This window comes from Nonomuraea sp. WAC 01424, from assembly GCF_003947315.1.
Lineage (GTDB): Bacteria > Actinomycetota > Actinomycetes > Streptosporangiales > Streptosporangiaceae > Nonomuraea > Nonomuraea spiralis.
The window spans coordinates 177642-196701 of sequence record NZ_QHHZ01000008.1; the positions used below are offsets into that span (position 1 = coordinate 177642).

General features: G+C 71.7%; 19 protein-coding genes. 9 read left to right on the forward strand and 10 right to left on the reverse strand.

Annotation, left to right across the window (positions count from 1 at the left end; all coding sequences use genetic code 11):
* Positions 1-115 precede the first annotated feature (115 nt).
* Entirely contained in the window at positions 116-709 is a 594-nt protein-coding gene (locus DMB42_RS22925) for a TetR/AcrR family transcriptional regulator (RefSeq protein ID WP_125637043.1), read from the forward strand.
* Here DMB42_RS22925 and DMB42_RS22930 read toward each other — a convergent pair.
* Genes DMB42_RS22930 through DMB42_RS22940 form a run of 3 tightly spaced genes read right to left on the reverse strand, consistent with a single transcriptional unit; the run spans position 668 to position 4082 of the window.
* Positions 668-1723 carry an acyl-CoA dehydrogenase family protein gene (locus DMB42_RS22930; RefSeq protein WP_125637044.1) on the reverse strand — a complete coding sequence of 352 codons (1056 nt, stop codon included), beginning with the start codon at positions 1721-1723 and terminating at the stop codon, positions 668-670. The two genes, DMB42_RS22925 and DMB42_RS22930, sit on opposite strands and share 42 nt — an antisense overlap.
* Positions 1720-2883, reverse strand: a complete 1164-nt coding sequence (locus tag DMB42_RS22935) for an acyl-CoA dehydrogenase family protein (protein ID WP_125637045.1) — start codon at positions 2881-2883, stop codon at positions 1720-1722. The genes DMB42_RS22930 and DMB42_RS22935 overlap by 4 nt, the downstream gene beginning before the upstream one ends.
* Complete coding sequence (locus DMB42_RS22940) at positions 2880-4082, reverse strand: acyl-CoA dehydrogenase family protein (RefSeq protein WP_125637046.1); 1203 nt, start codon at positions 4080-4082, stop codon at positions 2880-2882. The genes DMB42_RS22935 and DMB42_RS22940 overlap by 4 nt, the downstream gene beginning before the upstream one ends.
* Positions 4083-4189: 107 nt before the next feature.
* On the opposite strand from DMB42_RS22940, the gene DMB42_RS22945 reads away from it, so the two are divergent.
* The 3 genes from DMB42_RS22945 to DMB42_RS55115 all read left to right on the forward strand — a co-directional run bounded on the left by DMB42_RS22945 (position 4190) and on the right by DMB42_RS55115 (position 7445).
* A complete protein-coding gene (locus DMB42_RS22945) occupies positions 4190-4765 on the forward strand; it encodes a GNAT family N-acetyltransferase (protein ID WP_125637047.1) in 576 nt (191 codons plus the stop codon).
* A gap of 24 nt (positions 4766-4789) precedes the next feature.
* Positions 4790-7180, forward strand: a complete 2391-nt coding sequence (locus DMB42_RS22950; protein ID WP_125637048.1) for a hypothetical protein — start codon at positions 4790-4792, stop codon at positions 7178-7180.
* A gap of 139 nt (positions 7181-7319) precedes the next feature.
* Entirely contained in the window at positions 7320-7445 is a 126-nt protein-coding gene (locus tag DMB42_RS55115) for a hypothetical protein (protein ID WP_260477875.1), read from the forward strand.
* Positions 7446-7501: 56 nt separating this feature from the next.
* Here DMB42_RS55115 and DMB42_RS22955 read toward each other — a convergent pair whose 3' ends face one another.
* The gene (locus DMB42_RS22955; RefSeq protein ID WP_260477876.1) at positions 7502-8074 is read right to left on the reverse strand and encodes a TetR/AcrR family transcriptional regulator; all 573 of its coding nucleotides are present in this window, start codon (positions 8072-8074) and stop codon (positions 7502-7504) included.
* A gap of 82 nt (positions 8075-8156) precedes the next feature.
* Between DMB42_RS22955 and DMB42_RS22960 the strand changes: the two genes are divergently transcribed.
* The gene (locus DMB42_RS22960; protein ID WP_125637049.1) at positions 8157-9299 is read left to right on the forward strand and encodes an FAD-dependent monooxygenase; all 1143 of its coding nucleotides are present in this window, start codon (positions 8157-8159) and stop codon (positions 9297-9299) included.
* Here DMB42_RS22960 and DMB42_RS22965 read toward each other — a convergent pair.
* The 5 genes from DMB42_RS22965 to DMB42_RS22985 form a co-directional block, all read right to left on the reverse strand.
* Positions 9286-10236, reverse strand: coding sequence for a hypothetical protein (locus DMB42_RS22965; protein ID WP_125637050.1), 951 nt, complete (start codon positions 10234-10236; stop codon positions 9286-9288). The two genes, DMB42_RS22960 and DMB42_RS22965, sit on opposite strands and share 14 nt — an antisense overlap.
* A gap of 162 nt (positions 10237-10398) precedes the next feature.
* Positions 10399-10773, reverse strand: coding sequence for a VOC family protein (locus DMB42_RS22970; RefSeq protein ID WP_125637051.1), 375 nt, complete (start codon positions 10771-10773; stop codon positions 10399-10401).
* A gap of 52 nt (positions 10774-10825) precedes the next feature.
* Positions 10826-12958, reverse strand: a complete 2133-nt coding sequence (secA2, locus tag DMB42_RS22975) for an accessory Sec system translocase SecA2 (RefSeq protein ID WP_221762296.1) — start codon at positions 12956-12958, stop codon at positions 10826-10828.
* A 185-nt stretch (positions 12959-13143) separates the two neighbouring features.
* Positions 13144-14016: a DMT family transporter gene (locus DMB42_RS22980; RefSeq protein ID WP_125637053.1), complete on the reverse strand. Its 873-nt coding sequence runs from the start codon at positions 14014-14016 to the stop codon at positions 13144-13146.
* A 268-nt stretch (positions 14017-14284) separates the two neighbouring features.
* Positions 14285-15100, reverse strand: a complete 816-nt coding sequence (locus DMB42_RS22985) for an SAM-dependent methyltransferase (RefSeq protein ID WP_125637054.1) — start codon at positions 15098-15100, stop codon at positions 14285-14287.
* Positions 15101-15289: 189 nt separating this feature from the next.
* Between DMB42_RS22985 and DMB42_RS22990 the strand changes: the two genes are divergently transcribed.
* A complete protein-coding gene (locus DMB42_RS22990) occupies positions 15290-15574 on the forward strand; it encodes a PRC-barrel domain containing protein (protein WP_260477877.1) in 285 nt (94 codons plus the stop codon).
* A 135-nt stretch (positions 15575-15709) separates the two neighbouring features.
* Here the strand turns inward: DMB42_RS22990 and DMB42_RS22995 are convergent, their stop codons facing one another.
* Positions 15710-16306, reverse strand: coding sequence for a nucleotidyltransferase (locus DMB42_RS22995; protein ID WP_125637056.1), 597 nt, complete (start codon positions 16304-16306; stop codon positions 15710-15712).
* Positions 16307-16388: 82 nt separating this feature from the next.
* Between DMB42_RS22995 and DMB42_RS23000 the strand changes: the two genes are divergently transcribed.
* From DMB42_RS23000 to DMB42_RS23005, 3 genes are all read left to right on the forward strand, one after another.
* Entirely contained in the window at positions 16389-16874 is a 486-nt protein-coding gene (locus tag DMB42_RS23000) for a DUF1360 domain-containing protein (protein ID WP_125637057.1), read from the forward strand.
* Positions 16875-16977: 103 nt separating this feature from the next.
* The gene (locus DMB42_RS53385; RefSeq protein ID WP_165959640.1) at positions 16978-17127 is read left to right on the forward strand and encodes a GPGG-motif small membrane protein; all 150 of its coding nucleotides are present in this window, start codon (positions 16978-16980) and stop codon (positions 17125-17127) included.
* 181 nt (positions 17128-17308) lie between these two features.
* Positions 17309-19057, forward strand: coding sequence for a PP2C family protein-serine/threonine phosphatase (locus tag DMB42_RS23005; protein WP_125637058.1), 1749 nt, complete (start codon positions 17309-17311; stop codon positions 19055-19057).
* The last annotated feature ends 3 nt before the right edge of the window (positions 19058-19060 follow it).

A 19060-nucleotide genomic window follows, 5' to 3' on the forward strand; every position in this document is an offset into this window, starting at 1 on the left:
CGCCGGTCAAGTGATACCCAAGCACAAACCAAGGTGAGCCTAAGGTGACGGAAATAGAACCCGCAAGACCGTCAACCGACCAGTCGGTATGCTATGGCGGGTGACAAGGGGGACCATGGTGAGAGAAGAACCCGTCCGGCAGCGGTTGCTGGCCGAGGCGACGCGGCTGTTCGCGGCCCGCGGCTTCGAGGGAACGTCGGTGCAGGAGATCGTTCTGGCGGCAGGCGTCACCAAGGGCGCCATGTACCACTATTTCGACTCCAAAGATGATCTGCTGCACGAAATCTACGCCCGCCTGCTGCGCATGCAGATGGACCGGCTGACGCGGATCGCCGACGGCCCCGGCACGATCCGCGAGCGGCTGCACCGGGCCGCGGCCGACGTCGTCGAGACCACGACCGCCAACCTCGACGACTCCAAGATCTTCTTCAGGTCGATGCACCTGCTCGCCACCGAGAAGCAGAAGACCGTACGGGCCGAGCGCCGCCGCTACCACGAACGTTTCCGCGACCTGGTGGCCGAGGGCCAGCGTACGGGTGTCCTCAGCGACCGGGTGCCCGCCGATCTGGTCGTCGACTACTTCTTCGGCTCGGTGCACCACCTGGGCACCTGGTTCCACGCGGACGGGCCGCTGACCGGCGCCCAGGTGGGCAGACACTTCGCCGACCTACTGCTGAACTCCCTCGGGGCCGGGGACGCCGGCGAGTGAGGCCAGCGCCTCCCGGTGGTCGCCGGGCGTGCCGAGCGCGATCTCGGTGGCCTTGGCGCGTTTGAGATAGAGATGCACGGGGTGCTCCCAGGTCATCCCGATCCCGCCATGGAGTTGCAACGCCTCCTCGGCGGCGCGTACGGCCACCCCGGCGTTCCACGACTGCGCCACCGCGACCGGGATGTCCCCGAGGTCGGCCGCCGCGCCGCGGGCCGCCGCCCTGGCCCTGACGACGTCCAGCCAGAGGTCGGCCAGCCGGTGCTTGATCGCCTGGAACGAGCCGATCGGCCTGGCGAACTGGTGGCGTTCCTTGACGTAGGAGAGGGTCGTACCTAGGCACCACTCGGCCACGCCGAGCTGCTCGGAGGCCAGCAGGCCGGCCCCGAACCGCAGCACCCCGGCCAGGTCGCACTCCCCGACCTCCCGGGCCGGCGCCCCGGAGAGGGTGACGGCGGCGACCGGCCTGGTCAGGTCGAGCGAGGGCACGACCTCGACGACGGCGTCGGCCACCTCGTACAGCCTGCCCTCGAACGGGACCAGCAGCACGTCGGCCACGTCCGCGCCGGCCACGCCTGTCACGGTCCCGGACAGCCGCCCGTCCTCCAGCCGCAGCGCCGCCCCCCGGCCCGGCCGGTACGGCGAGGCCGCGAACGACACCACCAGCGCCGCCGTCCTGCGCCCCTCGGCCAGCTCGCCGAGCAGCGCGTCACCGGTGGGCAGCAGCGCCCGCGTGGCCAGCACCGCGCTGGTCAGGAACGGCACCGGCGCCACCGCCCGGCCCAGCTCCTCCAGCACGACGGCCGCCTCGCTGGCCGACGCGCCCGCGCCGCCCAGCTCCTCGGGAACGAGCAACCCGGCCACGCCGATCTCGCCCGCCAGCGTCTTCCACAGATCCAGGTCGCAGGGCTCGGACTCGACCCGCCCGAGCACCGCGGCGGGCGGGCAGCGGTCGGCGAGCAGGCCGCGCACGGCCGCCCGCAACTCCTCCTCGACCTCGGAGTAGAGCAGAGTCATCGGGGCAGGTCCTTCCAGGGCACGTCCTTGTCGACGCGGGGTTCGGAGGGCAGGCCGAGCACCCGTTCGGAGATGATGTTGCGCAGGATCTCGGACGTGCCGCCCTCGATCGAGTTGCCCTTGGCCCGCAGGTAGCGGTAGCCGGGGCCGCGGCCGTAGAAGTCGACGTCCTCCGAGCGGCGGAAGGACCAGTCGTCGTAGCCCAGGTCGCGGCGGAACTCGACGTCGAAACCGGACAGCGCCTGGTTGAGCCTGGCGAACGACAACTTCATGCCCGAGCCCTCGGGACCGGGCTCGCCCTCGGCGAGCTGCTCGCGCAGCCGGGCCCCGGACAGCCGGGTCACCTCGGCCTCCACCCACAGCGACAGCAGCCGCTGATGCAGCTCGTGGGTGCGCAGCTCGGGGTGCTCGTGCCAGGCCTCCAGCACCGCGCCGACCATCCCGCCGCCGCGCCGTACGGGGGCGCCGCCGATGGCGACGCGCTCGTTCATCAGCGTGGTCTGCGCGACCCGCCAGCCGTCGCCGACCTCGCCGAGCCGCAGGTCGTCGGAGAGCCGTACGCCGGTCAGGAACACCTCGTTGAACTCGGCCTCGCCGGTGATCTGCCGCAGCGGCCGCACCTCGACGCCGGGCGCGTGCATGTCGCAGATGAAGTACGTCATGCCGCGGTGTTTGGGCACGTCCGGGTCGGTACGGGTGACCAGGATCGCCCAGCGGGAGTGATGGGCGCCCGACGTCCACACCTTCTGGCCGTCGACCACCCATTCGTCGCCGTCCCTGACCGCGCGGGTGCCCAGCGTGGCCAGGTCCGAGCCGGCGCCGGGCTCGCTGAAGAGCTGGCACCAGATCTCCTCGCCGGTCCACAGCGGGCGCAGGAAACGCCGTCTCTGCTCCTGCGTGCCGAACGCCAGGATCGTCGGCGCGGCCATGCCGAGGCCGATGCCCTGGAGGCCGCTGTTGATCTGGGGGGTGCCGGCCAGCTCGTGCTCGACCACCTGCTGCAGTTCCCTGGCCGCGCCCAGGCCGCCGAGCCCCTCGGGGAACCAGACCCAGGCCAGCCCGGCGTCGAACCGGGCCCGCAGGAACGCCGCCCGGTCCCCGCCTGGGTCGTGCTCGTCCAGGAACGCCCGTACGCGCTCCCTGATCTGTGCTTCGTTCACATGAACCTCTTCAGCTCGCGATAGGCCAGGGACCGCTTGTGCACCTCGTCCGGACCGTCGGCCAGGCGCAGGGAACGGGCGCCCGCCCAGAGCGCGGCCAGCGGGAAGTCCTGGGAGACGCCGCCCGCGCCGTGCACCTGGATGGCCTTGTCCAGGATCCATTCGACGGTGACCGGAGTGGAGATCTTGATGGCCTGGATCTCGGTGTGGGCCCCCTGGTTGCCCACGGTGTCCATGAGCCAGGCGGTCTTGAGCACCAGCAGGCGCAACTGCTCGATCCGGATGCGGGACTCGGCGATCCAGTCCTGGACCACGCCCTGCTGGGCGATCGGCTTGCCGAACGCCGTCCTCGCCAGCGCCCGCTCGCACATCAATTCGACCGCGCGCTCGGCCATGCCGATCAGGCGCATGCAGTGGTGGATGCGGCCGGGGCCCAGCCTGGCCTGGGCGATGGCGAAGCCGCCGCCCTCCTCGCCGATCAGGTTGTCGGCCGGTACGCGTACGTCCTCGAAGATCACCTCGGCGTGGCCGCCGTGGTCGGCGTCGGTGTAGCCGAAGACGTGCATCCCGCGTTTGACGTGCAGCCCCGGGGTGTCGCGCGGCACCAGGATCATGCTCTGCTGCCGGTGCTTGGGCGCGTCGGGGTTCGTCTTGCCCATGACGATGAAGATCTTGCAGTTGGGGTTCATGGCGCCGGAGATGAACCACTTGCGGCCGTTGATGACGTACTCGCCGCCGTCGCGGACGATCGAGGTGGCGATGTTGGTGGCGTCGGAGGAGGCCACGTCGGGCTCGGTCATCGCGAAGGCGGAACGGATCTCGCCGTCGAGCAGCGGGCGCAGCCACTCCTCGCGCTGCCACTCGCTGCCGAACATCGACAACACCTCCATGTTGCCGGTGTCGGGGGCGGCGCAGTTGGTGGCGGTGGGGGCGATGCTGGGGCTGCGGCCCATGATCTCGGCCAGCGGGGCGTACTGGAGGTTCGTCAGGCCCGCGCCGTGCGCGCCCGGCAGGAACAGGTTCCACAGGCCGCGCTTTCTCGCCTCGTCCTTGAGGTCGTCGAGCAACGGCGGCGGGCTCCAGCCGGCGGCCGCGGCCTGCTCCTCGAAGGCGGGCTCGGCCGGGTGGACGCATTCGTCCATGAAGCGGAGCAGGCGCTCGCGCAGGTCCTCGGTGACGGTGTCGAAGGCGAAGTCCATGCCGGTGAGCCTACCGACCGGCCGGTATGGATGTCGACAGGTGGTCTTTCGCAAAAAGGGCCAGGTGGCAGTCAACGTGCCCCGGCGGCGCGCCCTATCGTGGCGGCATGACCGCCAAGCTGCCCGCGCCCGTGGTGCTGGAGAACGACGTCGTGCGCCTCGAACCGCTCACGCTGGAACACGTTCCGGACCTGTTCGCCGCCGGCGGCGGGGACGACGAGCTCTGGCGCTGGCTGCCGAGCGCCACCCCGCGTACGGAGGACGACCTGGCGAGCACGGCCCGCGCGCTCATCGAGGACGACCGGCACATCCCGTTCGCGGTGATCCCCAAGGAGAGCGGCCGCGCGGGCGGCTGGACGACCTACATCGACGTGCCCGGCTTCGACGAGAGCGTCGAGATCGGCTGGACCTGGTACGGCCGCGCCCACTGGCGTACCGCGGTGAACACCAACTGCAAGCTGCTGCTGCTCGACCACGCCTTCGGGCTCGGCTACAACCGGGTCCTGCTCAAGACCGACGTGCTTAACCTGCGTTCCCAGGCCGCCATCCGGCGCATCGGCGGCGTGCACGAGGGCACGCTGCGCCGCCACCGCAGGAGGTCCGACGGCACCTGGCGCGACACCGTCTATTTCGGCATCCTCGAAGAGGAGTGGCCGGAGCACCGGGCTCGACTGAACCGCTGAACGGAAGGCGGCATCTAATCCCGCATGACTGATCGGCTGGGAGGCTACTGGCTCGGCGCCCGGCTCGACGGCGGCGGACGGACCACCGTCCGCGAAGCCTATGACGAGTCGGGGGCCCGCCATGCGCTCCACCTGCCCGGGCCGGGCGCGTACGCGCAGGTCCGGGAGGTGCGTTCGGTGCACGCCGCGCGACTGGTCGAGGCGTGCCCGCAGGGCGACCCGCCGTATCTGGTCAGCGAGTACATCGAAGGGCCGACGCTGCGCCAGGTCGTCGACCGCCGCGGCCACTTCGCCGGCGACGACCTCTACCGCCTGGCCGCCGCCACCGCCACCGCGCTGGCCGCCGTGCACGAGGCGGGGGCGGTGCACGGGTCGCTCACGCCGGACAAGGTCATCCTGGGCGCCGAGGGACCGCGTCTGGTGGGGCTGGGGCTCGCCGACGCGGAGGCCGAGCCGGCCGGCGACGTCCAGGCGTGGGGGCGCGTCCTGCTGTTCGCCGCCTACGGGCTCACCGAACGATTAGGCAACGGGGAGCGCCTCGACCGGCTGTTACGCGGCCTGGTCGCCGCCGCGCTCCACGACGACCCCGGGCAACGGCCGGACGCCCGCCGCCTGCTCATGTCCCTTCTCGACGCCCCGCAGTCCCAGCTCGGCCGCCTGCTGCCGCCGGAGCCCGTGGACGACCCGCCGCTCGGCGCCCGCGCCGAGGCCCTCTATCTCCAGTTGTGCCGGGCAGACCAGGATCTGGTGCCCGAGGTCTTCCTGCGCCTGGTCGGCCAGGACGACGCCGGCGGCGACACCGTCGCCCCCGCCCGCAGGAACGACCTGGTCGCCGGACGCGCCCCCGACGAGGTGGCCGCGATCGACCGGGTGCTGGAGGCGTACGGGAAGGCCGGGATCCTGACGACCGGCGACCAAGGCCCTCTGACGATCACGTACGCGGCGCTGCTGCGGGCCTGGCCGCGCCTGCACGAGTGGCTGGACAGCGAGCGGGACGGCCTGGCGGTGCACCGGGAACTGGCCCGGGCGGCGCGGGCCTGGGAGGCGGGCGGGCGGCGCGAGTCGGAGTTGTACCGCGGCGAACCCCTCGACCGGGCGCTGGCCTGGGCGGCCGGCGGGCGGCGGCGGGTCACCCTGAGCGCGGACGAGCAGACCTTCCTGGACGAGGGCCTGGCGCGGGCCCGCAGGGGCACGCGCAGGCGGCGCGCGATCATGGCGGGGCTGCTGTCGGTCGCGGTGCTGGCGGCGCTGCTCGCGGTGTGGCAGCACGGGACCGCCGACGGGCGGCTGGAGCAGGCGATGGCCAAGGTCGCCGCGTCGCGGGCCGAGGCGCTGCGGGTGGCCGACCCGGTGACCGCCCGGCGGCTGAGCCTGGCGGCCTGGCGGCTGGCCCAGGTGCCGCAGGCGCGCCGGGCACTGGCGGCGGCGGCCGGTGACCCGGCCGTGGACGTGTTCACCGACCCGTACGCCGGGCCACGCTCCCTGTACGCGGTCAGCGACGACGGCAGCAGGCTGGCCGCCCTGACCGACGACACGGTACGGATCTACGACGTCCCCGGGCACCGCCAGATCGCCCAGGCGGCGGGGCCCGCGCAGAGCGTTCGGGCGATGGCCTGGTCGCCGGACGGGCACACGCTGGCCTTCGTGGGCGTGGACCGGTCGTACCTGTGGGACACCGCCTCGGGGCGGGGTGTGGGGCCGCCGTTCGGCAGGGGGCTGGGGGCGCCGGGCGAGCAGTCGGCGTGGTTCAGTCCGGGCGGCGGGCTGCTGTTCGCCGCGGCCCGGCAGTCGGGCGAGCGCTGGGCCTGGGACCTGCGGGCCCACCGGGCGGCCTTCGTCGGCCAGTACGCCGTCGCCGGTCCGGGCGACCGGGTGGCGCTCACGTTCGACGGCCGGCGCTCGGCGATCAGGCGGGCCGGCCGCGTCACGCCCGCGCCGTGGCTGGACCGGATGCCGTGGGAGTACACCACGTTCGCGCCGGACGGCGAGCGGGTGGCCATCGCCGAGGAGACCGGCATCCAGATCTACGACCTGGACGGCGTGCCCGTGCTCGGCACCCGCCTGCGGCCCTCGCCCGGCCACCTGCGTTTCAGCCCGGACGGGCGGCTGCTGGCCGGGACGGACAACGACCGGGTGCGGGTGTGGCGCGTGCCCGATCGCACGCTGCTGGCCGAACGTCAGGTGCCGGTGGGAGGCGCGGACCGGCCCGCGCGGGCGGTGCTCGCGGCCGACGGGCGCACCGCGCGTGTGCTGGCCGCCGGCGGGACCGTGCTCACGCTGGACCTGGCCGGGCCGGCAGGGGGGCGGGCCAGGGATCCGGCGGAGGCGGTCTGCGCCCGCTACGGGGGGCTGTCGGCGGCCGACTGGGCCCGCCACCTGCCCGAGGTGCCCTACCGCGCCTCGTGCCCCGGCTGATCACGACATTACGCGAGCTTTTCTCGGCTTCGTTCCGTGGGTCCTCGGCCGATCTTGGCCCATCCCTCTTGCCGGACGCATGACCGTAGTCATACGGTCACCGTGAGCTGTTGATCGAAGTGAAGGAGAGTCCCCCCGTATGGGCAGGCATGAGGCACCCCCCAAGGACGAGCCGCCGGAGGCCGAGGCCGGCGCGGCCGGCGGCCGTCGGGAGCCTCGCGGCAAACACGCGAGGGACGGCGAGGACGCGGGCGGCGACGAGTAGGCGACGTACAGGGCGACGTACAGAACATACGAACCGGCATGCGGGCGCCGGCGGTTCTATCCGCCGGCGCCTTCGTCGTGCAGCATGCCGGTCAGCAGGTCGCGCAGGGCGAGAGTGAGCTCGTCCAGGGTGGGTGTCTGGCCCGCGCCGGCGATCGCGTCGAACATCAGGCCCTCCCCGAAGGCCACGAGCTGCCGGGCGTGGCGGGCCGGGTCCTTGGAGCCGAGGGCGGCCAGCATGGCGGGCGCCGGGTCGCGGAACCGGCGGCCCGCGCGGTCGTAGATCTCGCGCAGTTCGGGACGCCTGGTGGCCTCCAGGGCCAGCTCGTAGCGGGCCAGGGTGCGCCTGCGGTCGTCGAGCTGCACGCGCAGGGCCCCGGCCAGGCGGGCGGGCAGGCCGTCGAGGGTGAGCGGCACCCGCTCGTAGGCCACGGCCATGACCTCCATCTCCAGCTCGGTGAGCCGGGACAGCGTCAACTCAAGCAGCGCGGCGCGGGTGCGCGCCAGGTTGGACGTCGATCCGGACGGCAACCCGGCCGCCTCGTCGACGGCGCGATGGGTGAGGCCGCGCATGCCCCGCTCGGCCAGCAGGGTGATGGCCGCGTCCGCGACGGTCTCCGATCGTTTCACGGACGAATACTACAGGGGTAGTGCCGTCACACTACAGGCGTAGTAGGCTGACACTACAGACGTAGTAATCGAGGAGGCGGTCATGTCGAAGGCTGTGGTGATCGGCGGGGGCATCGGAGGGCTGGCCTCCGGTGTGGCGCTGCGCCGCAAGGGGTGGGAGGTGAGCGTGCTGGAACGGGCGGCGGCCGTCGAGCCCGTCGGGTCCGGGCTGGCGGTGGCCGCCAACGCCCTGAAGGCACTCGACACGCTGGGCGTGGGCGACCGGGTGCGCGAGTTGTCCGTCGTCGAGGGGCCGCTCGGGCTGCGCCGGGCGGACGGCCGCTGGCTGACCCGCACCACGGACGACAACGCCGACGCCAGATACGGCGACTCGGTGGTCGTCCTGCTGCGGGCCACGCTGATGGACGTGCTGGCCGACGCCCTGGGCCCGGGTGTCCTGCGGCTGGACACCACCGTGACCGGCGTGGACGCCGAACGCGGGATCGTCCGGACCGCGGCGGGCGAGATCGAGGCCGACCTCGTCGTGGGCGCCGACGGCATCCACTCGGCGACCCGGCGCACGCTCTTCCCCGGGCATCCGGGGCCGGCGTACGCGGGGGTGACGGCCTGGCGCGGGCTCGTGCCGCGGAACGGGCTGACGATCCCCCGGTCGGAGAGCTGGGGCAGCGGGCAGGTGTTCGGCATCCACCAGCTCACCGACGACCTGGTCTACGTGTACGCGACCGACCTGTCACCCGCCGGCGCCGTCCACGAGGACGAGCGGGAGGAGTTGCTGCGCAGGTTCGGCGGCTGGCACGAGCCGATCCCGGCGCTGCTGCGGGCCGCCGACCCCGCCCGGATCATCCGCAACGACGTCCACTACCTGAAGACGCCGCTGCCCGCCTTCCACAGCGGCCGGGTGGCGCTGGTGGGCGACGCCGCCCACGCGATGACCCCCAACCTGGGCCAGGGGGCCTGCCAGGCGCTGGAGGACGCCGTGGTGCTCGCGCACGTCGCGGACGGCGACCTCGCCGCCTACACCGCCGCCCGGCTGGAACGCACGTCCGGCATCGTACGGCGGTCGATGACGCTCTGCCGGATGACCATGTTGCGCAACCCGCTGGCGGTACGGCTGCGCAACCTCGGCATGACCGTGGCGAACCGGCTCAGCCCGGACCTGATGCTGCGTTCGATGGACGACGTGCTGTCCTGGCGTCCGCCGGCGGAGGCGGTCACTGACCGGTGACCGCGCCCTCCGACGCGCCCTCCGAGGCGCCCCCGGACTGGCCCGCGGACGCGGCCTCGGCGGCCACCGTGGCGGAGGTGAGCACCGGCGGCACGGGAGCGGGGGTCGGGGCGGGCGTGGAGTGGTCGGGGGTGAGGCGGCCCAGCGTGATCGTGCCGCCGATGGTGAGCGCCCCGGCCAGCAGGGCGGGGATGGCCGTGGACGGGCTGGTCGGCAGCGGCTCACCAAGCAGGATCGCGCCCGCCAGCACCGACGTGATCGGGTCGATGACCTGCACGCCGGCGTAGGCGATGCCGAAGTAGCCGACCGCGTACGAGCGCTGGAGCAGCACCACCGCGCAGACCAGCAGCACCGGCACGGCCAGCGTGAACCAGTGGATCAGCCGCCCCCACTCCCCCTGCATGCCGCCGCCGACCACCCGGACGAACGTCGACACGCTCGCGGTCACCACACCCGCGCCCACCGAGAGCAGCAGCGCCCGCGCGGGGCCGTGGAAGCGCCGGGCGAGCACCTGCGCGACCAGCGTGATCGCCGCGATGACGCCCAGGAAGCCGAGGGCGGCGCCGTTGCTCAGCCTGGGGACGACGTCGTGCTGCGGCACCAGCAGCATGAGCCAGAGCAGGCCCACGGCCACGGCGATCGAGCCGAGGATCTCCGCCCGGTACGGCTTGCGACCGTACATGAAGGCGGCCAGCGGCACCGCGAACACCAGGGTGGCCACGCTGATCGGCTGCACGGCCACCAGCGGCGCGAAGCTGAGCGCCACGGCGTGCAGGCACGCCCCGGTGAAGCCGATCACGCCGCCGATCCACCAGCGGGGGCGCCGGACCAGTTTGAGCGTGGCGCCCGCGGCCACGGCCTCGTACTGTTGGAGGGCGGCGCCGAGCGCGTACCCCAGCGCTCCGGCCAGCGCGATGAGCAGCCCGACCCAGGTCATCGGCGCCCGCGCAGGGGCAAGGATCCGTCCAGGAGCATTGCTCCAGCTTAGGAGCCAGGCGGAGCAGTGCAATCATTCTTTAGGCCGATAAATCACCCAATTACGGCGTCCACCTGCACGAACATGTGGCTCATCCTTGGCCCTCGCAGGAGCGCCCGGTGCCTACGACTGCTCGGGAACCACGCAGAACAGGTGGCCCTCCGGGTCCTGAAGGACGATCCAGCGGGTGCCCTCCTCGGTGACCCCCGGCTGGAACTCCGGCTTGACCGCCCCCAGCGCGGTGTACTCCTCGACCGCCTTGTCCAGGTCGGGCACGCGGAAGTCGAAGTGGAACTTCTTGTCCGGGCTGGGCCAGGTGCCCGGCTTGTAACCCGGGACACGACCGAAGTAGATGCTGGTGGAGCCGTCGCCGATGGCCGCGTACTCCTCCTCCGAATACTGGATCTCGAAGCCGGTCACCTCGTGGTAGAACGCGGCCAGCTTCCGCGGGTCGTCGCAGTCGATGGTGAACGCGATGAGCTTGGCTTTTGTCGTCATGTGTCCATGCTCGCAGGCGTACCTGTCATCTTCTGTCAGGTACGCCCGCGAGTCAGCCACGTCGTGTGGCGGCGGTGACGCGCTTGAGGATCCGGTCCCATTCGGTGCCGAACGGGTTGTCCTGCACCAGGTACGTCCACGTGGCCGACGGGCGCTTCAGGTCGGGCTCGGGGGACTCGAAGGACTCCAGCGAGCGGCGTTCGACCTCGGCCTGGAGCGCCTTGTACTCGGCCACGGCCTCCCGCTGGAACTCGTCGACCGGGCTCATCCGGCCCAGCGCGCGCAGGTGGATGCCCTCGCGCAGGTCGTTGAGGAAGGCCAGGTGCTCGGTCCAGCAGGTGTCGATGGCGTGCAGGACGATCTGGCGGGCCGTCTCGTCCCTGGTGTCCTCGGGCAGCTCGGCCCAGCGCTCGGGGTCGGCCTCGGCCAGCGCCTTGGCGGCGGAGTCGCCGTGGAGGACCTTGTCGCGCCATTCGAGGATCAGCTCGCGCTGGTGCTCAAGCAGGCGGGTGTAGCGCCAGGTGTTGCGGTGGATCTCCAGGTTGACGCCCTCGGCCACCCGCTGGGCGTGGCCCACGATGTACGCGCCGCGGCGGTGGCGTACGAGGCCGTCGGGGTCGGCGGCGGGCGGGCGCTCGTCGGGGACGAACTGGGTGATCAGGTCGTCGGTCATGCTGACGAAGAAGACCGAGCCGCCGGGGTCGCCCTGACGGCCGGCCCGGCCGCGGAGCTGGTCGTCGAGGCGGCTGCTGGCGTGGCGGCCGGAGCCGATCACGTAGAGGCCGCCGAGCTCGGCCACGCCGTCGCCGAGCCGGATGTCGGTGCCGCGTCCGGCCATCTGGGTGGAGACGGTGATCGCGCCGCGCTCGCCCGCCCTGGCGATGATCGCGGCCTCCTCTGCGTCGTTCTTGGCGTTGAGCACGACCGGTTCCATGCCCCGGCGCTGGAGCAGCTTGGCGAGGTTCTCCGACTCGGCCACGTCGAGGGTGCCGATGAGGATCGGCCGGCCCGTCTCGTGGGCCTCCTGGATCTCCTCCACCAGCGCGGCGTCCTTGTCGGGGACGGTCGGGTAGACGCGGTCGGGCTCGTCCTTCCGCACGCACGGCCGGTTGGACGGGATGACCGCGACCTTGAGCCCGTAGAACTCACCGAGCTGCTCGTTGACCGCGACGGCGGTGCCGGTCATACCGCAGATCTGCGGGTAGCGGCGGATCAGCCCCTGGAGGGTGATCGAGTCGAGGATCTCGCCCTTCTCGCTCGGCGGCAGCGCCTCCTTGGCCTCCACGGCCGCCTGGAGCCCGTCGGGCCAGCGCTGGAGCAGCGCCACCCGGCCGCGCGAGGGGTTGATGAGCTGGACCCGGCCGTCACGGACGATGTAGTCGACGTCGCGGGCGAGCAGCGCGTGGGCGTGCAGGGCCAGGTTGAGCTCGATGAGGGTGCCGGGCTCGTGCTCGTCGTAGAGCTCGACGCCGAGGATGTTCTCGACGCTGTCGGCGCCCTTGGGGGTGAGGTAGACGTTGCGCGCCTGCTCGTCGATCTCGTAGTGGTAACCGCGGACGAGCGTGCGGACCAGCGCCGCCATCTCGGGCACGGCGCTGCCGGGGTCGGCCGCGCCGGCCATCACCAGCGGCACCCTGGCCTCGTCGACGAGCACGGAGTCGGCCTCGTCGATCAGCGCCACCTCGGGCGCGGGCACGATGATCTCGCCAGGGTCCGTACGCAGCCGGTCGCGCAGCACGTCGAACCCGATCTCGCTGACCGGCCCGTACGTGACGTCCTTGGCGTAGGCCGCGCGGCGCTCCTCCGGGCTGGAGTTCTGGTCGATCCAGCCCACGCTGACGCCGAGCGCCTCGTAGAGCGGGCCCATCCACTCGGCGTCGCGCCTGGCCAGGTAGTCGTTGACGGACATCACGTGCACCCGTTTACCCTGCAACGCGTAGCCGGCGGCGGCCATGGCGCCCGACAGGGTCTTGCCCTCGCCGGTCGCCATCTCGGCCACCTTGCCGTCGAGCAGGGCGAGCGTGCCCAGCAACTGCACGTCGTACGGCCTGAGCCCGAGGGTCCGGTCGGCGGCCTCGCGCACGATGGCACAGAACTCGGCCAGATCGTCCATGGCCGGCTCCGGCAGCTCTTCGAGCTTTCCGATGCGACCGGCGCGCTCATCGGCCGCCTTGACAATCTTCATATAGGGGGTCAGGTTCACCCCGCCTGGACGATCCAGGAGGTTCCTGAATATTCCCTTTATCGAGGCCACAGTTCCTCCAACGCACGTTTCGTCGGCGCCGTTCCCTTATGCCGAAATGAGGGAGCGGAGCGACGATACGGCAAGCGTCGCCGTACCGGACCTTAACTCATCACGGGCCCTTGGCCTCACATCTCCGTTTCCGCTCTCAGCGCGAGCACGGCGACCGCGGCCAGCAGCAGCGCGCACCCGCCCCAGGCGAGCGGCGTCAGCCGCTCACCGAACAGCACGACGCCGATCAGCGCCGCCCCCGCGGCCTCGCCGAGCGAGATGATCGAGACCGTCGTGGCGGGCAGCGCGGTGAGCGCGCGGAAGAACAGGCCGTAGGCCAGGGCGGTGGGCACCGCGCCCAGGTAGAGCAGCAGCGCCACCGACGGCACACTCAGCTCGGGCACCACGCCCGCCGGCAGGGCGAAGGGGGCCAGGCACACCGCCCCGACCGCGAAACCGCCGACGGCCGTGCCCTGGGGGTCGGTCCTGTGGTGCCGGGAGAAGAGGGTCACGCCGGCGTACCCGGCGGCCGAGAGGAGGGCGTACCCGATGCCGGCCAGGGACTCGGCCCGGACGACCGACTCCGCCGTGAGCAGGACGAGCCCGGCCGGCGCGGCGGCCAGGGCGCCCCGGGCGACCGGGCCGAGCGGTTCGCGCAGCAGGAGGCGGGCGCCGAGGGCGGTGAAGATCGGCGTGGCGCCCATGGTCACGACCGTCGCGACCGCGACGCCGGAGCCGGCGATGGCCGCGAAGTACGCGGTCTGGTAGACGGCCATGCCTGCGCCGACCGGCAACACGCGCCAGGTCAGGTGCGGTCCGCGCGGCGGGCGGCGGGTGAGGGCGAGGGCGAGGAGGAAGGCGGCGCCGAGCAGGTAGCGCCAGAACGAGACGCCGACCGGGCCGAGGTGGCCCGACTCGAACAGCAGCGCGCCTGCGGCGCCGCCGGTGCCCCAGGCAGTGGCGGCCACGGACACGTAGACGGCGCCACGACGGGCGGAGACAGGGGTCATGACTGGATCTCTCCGGATGGAGTGGTCGGAATGGGCCCGTGTGCGGGCAGCAACCACCCCCGGATCGGTCAGACCCGGAAATTCCTGGAACGCCGCCGCCCGCTAGAGGGCCGGCGGCGGGGAGCAGATGAGGAAACGACGCGGCATGGGCGACACCCTAGTCGCCGCGGGCGCGGGCGGCACCGGGGTTTCACGACCGGCGCACGACACGGGGTCTCACCGGCGCCACCGGCGGGCGGCGCTTGGTCACGGCGGCGCGGGCGGCGGGTTACGGCTTGCGGGCGACGCCGCCCAGGAGCAGTTCCTCCCAGGGGGCCAGCGGGCCGGGCAGCCGCTCGTCGGGATGCCATTCGGGGAAGTGCACGACGCCCGGCTCGACCAGCACCAGCCCGTCGAAGTACGCCTCGATGTCCGTGCGGTCGCGGAAGTAGCCGGTGCCCATGGTGGCCTGGAGCAGCGTCTCCAGGGCTTTGGCCTTGGGGTTGTCGGAGGCCAGCATGTTCGAGACGGCCAGGTGGCTGCCGGGGGCGAGTTCGGCGACGTACTGGCGGACCAGGCCGTGGGGGTCGTCGGCGTCGGGGAACAGGTGCAGGAGGCCGATGGCCAGCAGGGCCGTGGGCTGGTCGAGGTCGATCAGGCGGGTCAGCTCGGGGTGGCCGAGCACGGCCTCGACGTCGCGGGCGACGGCGCTGCTCGCGGTGGCGCAGGCGTTGCCGCTGAGGATGGCGCGGGCGTGCGGCTCGACCATGGGGTCGAGGTCGACGTAGACGACCCTGGTCCTGGGGTCGGCGAACTGGGCGACCTCGTGCGTGTTCTCGATGGTGGGCAGCCCGGCGCCGAGGTCGATGATCTGCCTGATGCCCGCCTCGCGGACCAGGAAGTCGACGATCCGGCCGATGAAGGCCCGGTTGCACCAGACGAGGTCGACCACCTCGGGCACGGCGTCCTTCAGCCGGCGCGCCACCGAACGGTCGGCGGTGAAGTTCTCCACGCCGCTGAGCAGGCAGTCGTGCACGCGGGCCACGCTGGGGCGCGTGACGTCGACGCCTGGAGGAGCCCACTCCTGCGCTTGGCCGAGAGTCATCCGACCCCTTTCCAGTCCGTGACGCGGATCGTATCCGTCGCCGCCGACGCTTTGTGGGGCGTTTACCGGAGTCTGTCCGGGTAGCAGGAGTCTTGCCCGAGAAAAGACGGAAGAAGAGAGGAAGAGAGCCCGATGGAGCTCTGGAACTATCGTCCTGACGTCTATGACCGGGGTCAGAGTCTGGATCTCGTGGGATACCACGTCCAGGCGACCGACGGGAAGATCGGGTCCGTCGACGAGGCGACGTACGAGGTCGGCGAGAGCTACATCATCGTCGACACCGGTCCCTGGATCTTCGGCAAGAAGGTCATGCTGCCGGCGCAGGTCGTCACGCGCATCGACCCTCAGGAGCGTGACGTGCACGTCGCGCGGACCAAGGCCGAGATCAAGGACGCGCCCGAGTTCGACGAGGGCAGGTACAAGGAGATCGAGTACCGGACGCGGCTGGGCGACTACTACGGCCGCCACGGGTGACCCTTATGGTCTGATCTGAGCAGTCTGCCCTGACACGAAGGGCCGCGTCCGCCCCCGGACGCGGCCCTTCGCCCGTTCCCGAGCGTCCCGTTCCGGGGCGTCCCGGTCAGGGGCGTCCCGGTCAGGGGCGCTTGGTCAGGGCCACTTGCTCTCGCCCGAGGCCACCACCGGCTCGCTCAGCACGCCCAGCCGCTCCAGCAGCGTGACGAACGTCGTCGCGTACGGCGAGTCGGCCGTCACCGCCACCACCCTCGGCCAGTCGACCTGCTCGCGCAGCGCCCGTACCTGGGCCAGCAGCGCCCCGTAGTCGCAGGCGTGCTCCGACAGCGGCAGCAACCACGAGATGACCAGGTCGGTGGCCTCCAGCACGGGTACGATCACCGCCGACGCCTTCAGCGGCTCGGCCCGGTCCAGCAACTCCTCGGTGATCTCGTGGTCCGACACCCGGAAGATCAGATCGACGAGACGCCCCTCGTCGTACGCCTTGACCAGCCAGTCCTCCGGCGGCTTGGCCGTCTGGAACCCCAGCCCGCGCAGCGCCTCCAGCGCGGCCGGCACGTCATGCTCGGTGAGCACGAAGTCGACGTCGTGCAGCGAGGGGGCGGCGCCTCTGGCGTAGGCCGCACAGCCACCGGCCAGCGCGAACTTCACCCCGGCATCCTTCAGACCGGAGCTGGCGCGCTTCAACGTGTCAAGGATGGCGTCGGTGACCGCGTGACCATGGCTGCTCATGGTTCCGGGCTACCCCCACGATCGTCATGTAGGCGTTGCGGACAGCGCGTAGGGACAGGGGCTGAGGGTAGCGCCACACCCTATGACCGAGATGCTGGAGAAGACGGAACGGGCCTACAACAACGGGCACGATCGGCCGCTCGGCGGCTATCTGGGAATCCTCGCCGCGTACGGGGCCGGGGTGGCCGGCGCGGCGGCCGCGGCCGTGCTCACCAAGAGGCGGCTGCCCGAGCGGGTCGGGGTGCTCGACCTCGCGCTCATGGCGGCCTGCACCCACAAGATCTCGCGGCGCCTGGCCAAGGATCCGGTCATGAGCCCTCTGCGGGCGCCGTTCACCACGTACGAGGGCCAGGGCGGCCCTTCCGAAGTACGGGAGGAGCCGCGCGGGCCGATGGGCGAGTTGCTGGCCTGCCCGTTCTGCCTGGCCCAGTGGGCGGCCACCGCGTACGCGGTCGGGCTGGTCTTCGCCCCCAGGGTGACCAGACTGGTCGGCGCGACGATGACGGCGGTGGCGGTCTCGGACTGGCTGCAACTCGGGTACGCCAAGCTGATGAAGTCGGCCGACTAGATGAAGGCGGCCGCCCAACGACCTATCCGAAGAAATTACCTCATGACCGTTACTGCGAAAGAAAACATGTTATGGAGTCATACGTGAGGGCAGTTGTCACCCCATGGCTACTTTGCTTTGGATCATCGCGGTAATCCTCGTCATCTCCGGGATCTACGTGATTCTGGCCCGGCGCGACCTGCTCTGGGGGATCGTTCTCATCGTCCTCGGTTTCCTGGTGGGTCCGGGCGGGGTCAGCATCTTCAATGTGTAGGGCGCACGGCGCCCCGCACACCGTCCCTCGCCTCCAATGGCACCCTCCGCTGGGCCGAACCTCGAGAACGGCCCAGCGGACCACCTAGTTTTTACGAAATATCATCATCATCAGCCCTCAATCCCGATTGTTCGGGCATGGGGAGCGAGTGAGCAAATTTCCGCCGTTCAGCCGCTTTGAGATGAACGCGGCTTCGGCACGGGTTCGCGAGCAGCTCACTGTCCTACGTCGGCATCTGCGTACCCAGGCCATCCTCGACGAGGCCACGGCCCGCCTGGCCACCCGGCTCAACATCCGCCCGGGCGAGGCCGCCGAGCAACTCGCCAGGATGGCCCGGCACAGCGGTCTGGAGCTGACCGAGGTCGCCCGGGGCATCGAACGGCCGATCGAGCAGGAGCTCGAACGGCCCGAGGTGCCCGAGTGGGTGAACGGCATGCTGGCGGGCGTGCACGCCTCGGCCCTCTACCTCACCCCCGTCCAGGACGACGCGGGCCGCATCGTCGACTTCCTCGTCGTGGCGGCGAACGAGCTCGCCAGGACCCCCGCCGGCCGCTCGGCCGCCGACCTGACCGGATGCCGCCTCCTGACGGTCAGCCCCGGCGTGGGCGGCTCCGGCCTGCTCGACGACTACATCGCCGTGTACGAGTCCGGCGAATCCCTCTACCGCATGCCGATGGAGTTCGTGGAGGCCGCGGACTACCGGCTCTGGCCGGCCACCCTCGCCGTACGCGCCGCGCGCGTGGACCGCGGCCTGCTGGTGAGCTGGCGCATGCTCGACGACGAGGAACTGCTGGTCTCCGGCTGGGAACGCGCCCAGCGCCTGGCCGAGCTGGGCTGGGGCGAGTGGAACCTGGCGACCGAACGCACCCTGTGGACCCCGCAGATGTACGAGATGTTCGGCCGCGACCGCGCGGACGGCCCCATGTCACTGGAGGAGCTGCCCGGCGTGGTGGTCCCCGAGGACCTGCCGGTCGTGGACGAGCAGATCCGCTCCCTGCTGGAGTTCCGCGAAGCCGTGGAGAACGAGTTCCGGATCCAGCACCGGCACGGCGTACGTCACCTGTGCGTCTACAGCGAGCCGCTGCTCGACCCGGAGGGCCTGCTGCTCAAGGTGCGCTTCCTGGTCCAGGACGTGACCAAGAACCGCCGCAGGGAACGGGCGCTGGCCGTGGCGCACGAACGGGCGACCAAGGAGCGGGAGCGGGCCGAGCAGGAACACCGGGTCACCGTCCAGCTCCAGAACACGATCCTGCCGCTCCGCCGGGGCCTCATCAGCCTGCCGGGGCTCGCCGTCGGCGTGCGCTACCTGCCGGGCGAGGAGCTGACCAGGCTCGGGGGCGACTGGTTCAAGGCCCGCCTGATCACCGACGGCCGCGTGCTGCTGGCCATCGGCGACGCCATGGGCCACGGCCTGACCGCCGCGAGCATCATGTTGCAGATGCGCTCGGGGCTGGCCGGCCTGGCCTACACGGGCGCGCCCGCCGGACAGCTCGCCACCTGGCTGAACGACCTCATCGTGCACTCCAACGAGGAGGTCACCGTCACCGGCACGGCGATCATCGGCCACTTCGACCCCGAACGGCGCACGTTCGCCTGGACCAGCGCCGGGCATCCCGCCCCCGTCCTCATCAGGGACGGGACGGGGCGGCTCGTCGAGGGGCCCACCGGCACGCTGCTGGGGGCGTTCGACGCGGCCGAGTTCGACATGACGGCCACCCAGCTCGAACCCGGCGACACCCTGCTGATGTACACCGACGGCGTGGTGGAACGCCGCGGCCAGGACCTGGACGCCGGCATCGCCGCGCTCGTCCACGCCTCGCACTCCTGTGTGGGGGACGATCCCGAGCAGACGATCGACTGCCTGCTGCGGCGGCTCGGCGCCGACAGCTCCACCGACGACGTGTGCGTCATCGCCGCCCGCGTGCTCTGAAGG

What these genes read in the sequence shown, in the direction of transcription:
- DMB42_RS22925 (WP_125637043.1), top strand. Translation starts at nt 116, where the DNA reads ATGGTGAGAGAAGAACCCGTCCGGCAGCGGTTGCTGGCCGAGGCGACG.
- DMB42_RS22930 (WP_125637044.1), bottom strand. Translation starts at nt 1,723, where the DNA reads ATGACTCTGCTCTACTCCGAGGTCGAGGAGGAGTTGCGGGCGGCCGTG.
- DMB42_RS22940 (WP_125637046.1), bottom strand. Translation starts at nt 4,082, where the DNA reads ATGGACTTCGCCTTCGACACCGTCACCGAGGACCTGCGCGAGCGCCTG.
- DMB42_RS22945 (WP_125637047.1), top strand. Translation starts at nt 4,190, where the DNA reads ATGACCGCCAAGCTGCCCGCGCCCGTGGTGCTGGAGAACGACGTCGTG.
- DMB42_RS22950 (WP_125637048.1), top strand. Translation starts at nt 4,790, where the DNA reads ATGACTGATCGGCTGGGAGGCTACTGGCTCGGCGCCCGGCTCGACGGC.
- DMB42_RS55115 (WP_260477875.1), top strand. Translation starts at nt 7,320, where the DNA reads ATGGGCAGGCATGAGGCACCCCCCAAGGACGAGCCGCCGGAGGCCGAG.
- DMB42_RS22960 (WP_125637049.1), top strand. Translation starts at nt 8,157, where the DNA reads ATGTCGAAGGCTGTGGTGATCGGCGGGGGCATCGGAGGGCTGGCCTCC.
- DMB42_RS22965 (WP_125637050.1), bottom strand. Translation starts at nt 10,236, where the DNA reads ATGACCTGGGTCGGGCTGCTCATCGCGCTGGCCGGAGCGCTGGGGTAC.
- DMB42_RS22970 (WP_125637051.1), bottom strand. Translation starts at nt 10,773, where the DNA reads ATGACGACAAAAGCCAAGCTCATCGCGTTCACCATCGACTGCGACGAC.
- secA2 (WP_221762296.1), bottom strand. Translation starts at nt 12,958, where the DNA reads ATGAAGATTGTCAAGGCGGCCGATGAGCGCGCCGGTCGCATCGGAAAG.
- DMB42_RS22980 (WP_125637053.1), bottom strand. Translation starts at nt 14,016, where the DNA reads ATGACCCCTGTCTCCGCCCGTCGTGGCGCCGTCTACGTGTCCGTGGCC.
- DMB42_RS22985 (WP_125637054.1), bottom strand. Translation starts at nt 15,100, where the DNA reads ATGACTCTCGGCCAAGCGCAGGAGTGGGCTCCTCCAGGCGTCGACGTC.
- DMB42_RS22995 (WP_125637056.1), bottom strand. Translation starts at nt 16,306, where the DNA reads ATGAGCAGCCATGGTCACGCGGTCACCGACGCCATCCTTGACACGTTG.
- DMB42_RS23000 (WP_125637057.1), top strand. Translation starts at nt 16,389, where the DNA reads ATGACCGAGATGCTGGAGAAGACGGAACGGGCCTACAACAACGGGCAC.
- DMB42_RS53385 (WP_165959640.1), top strand. Translation starts at nt 16,978, where the DNA reads ATGGCTACTTTGCTTTGGATCATCGCGGTAATCCTCGTCATCTCCGGG.
- DMB42_RS23005 (WP_125637058.1), top strand. Translation starts at nt 17,309, where the DNA reads ATGAACGCGGCTTCGGCACGGGTTCGCGAGCAGCTCACTGTCCTACGT.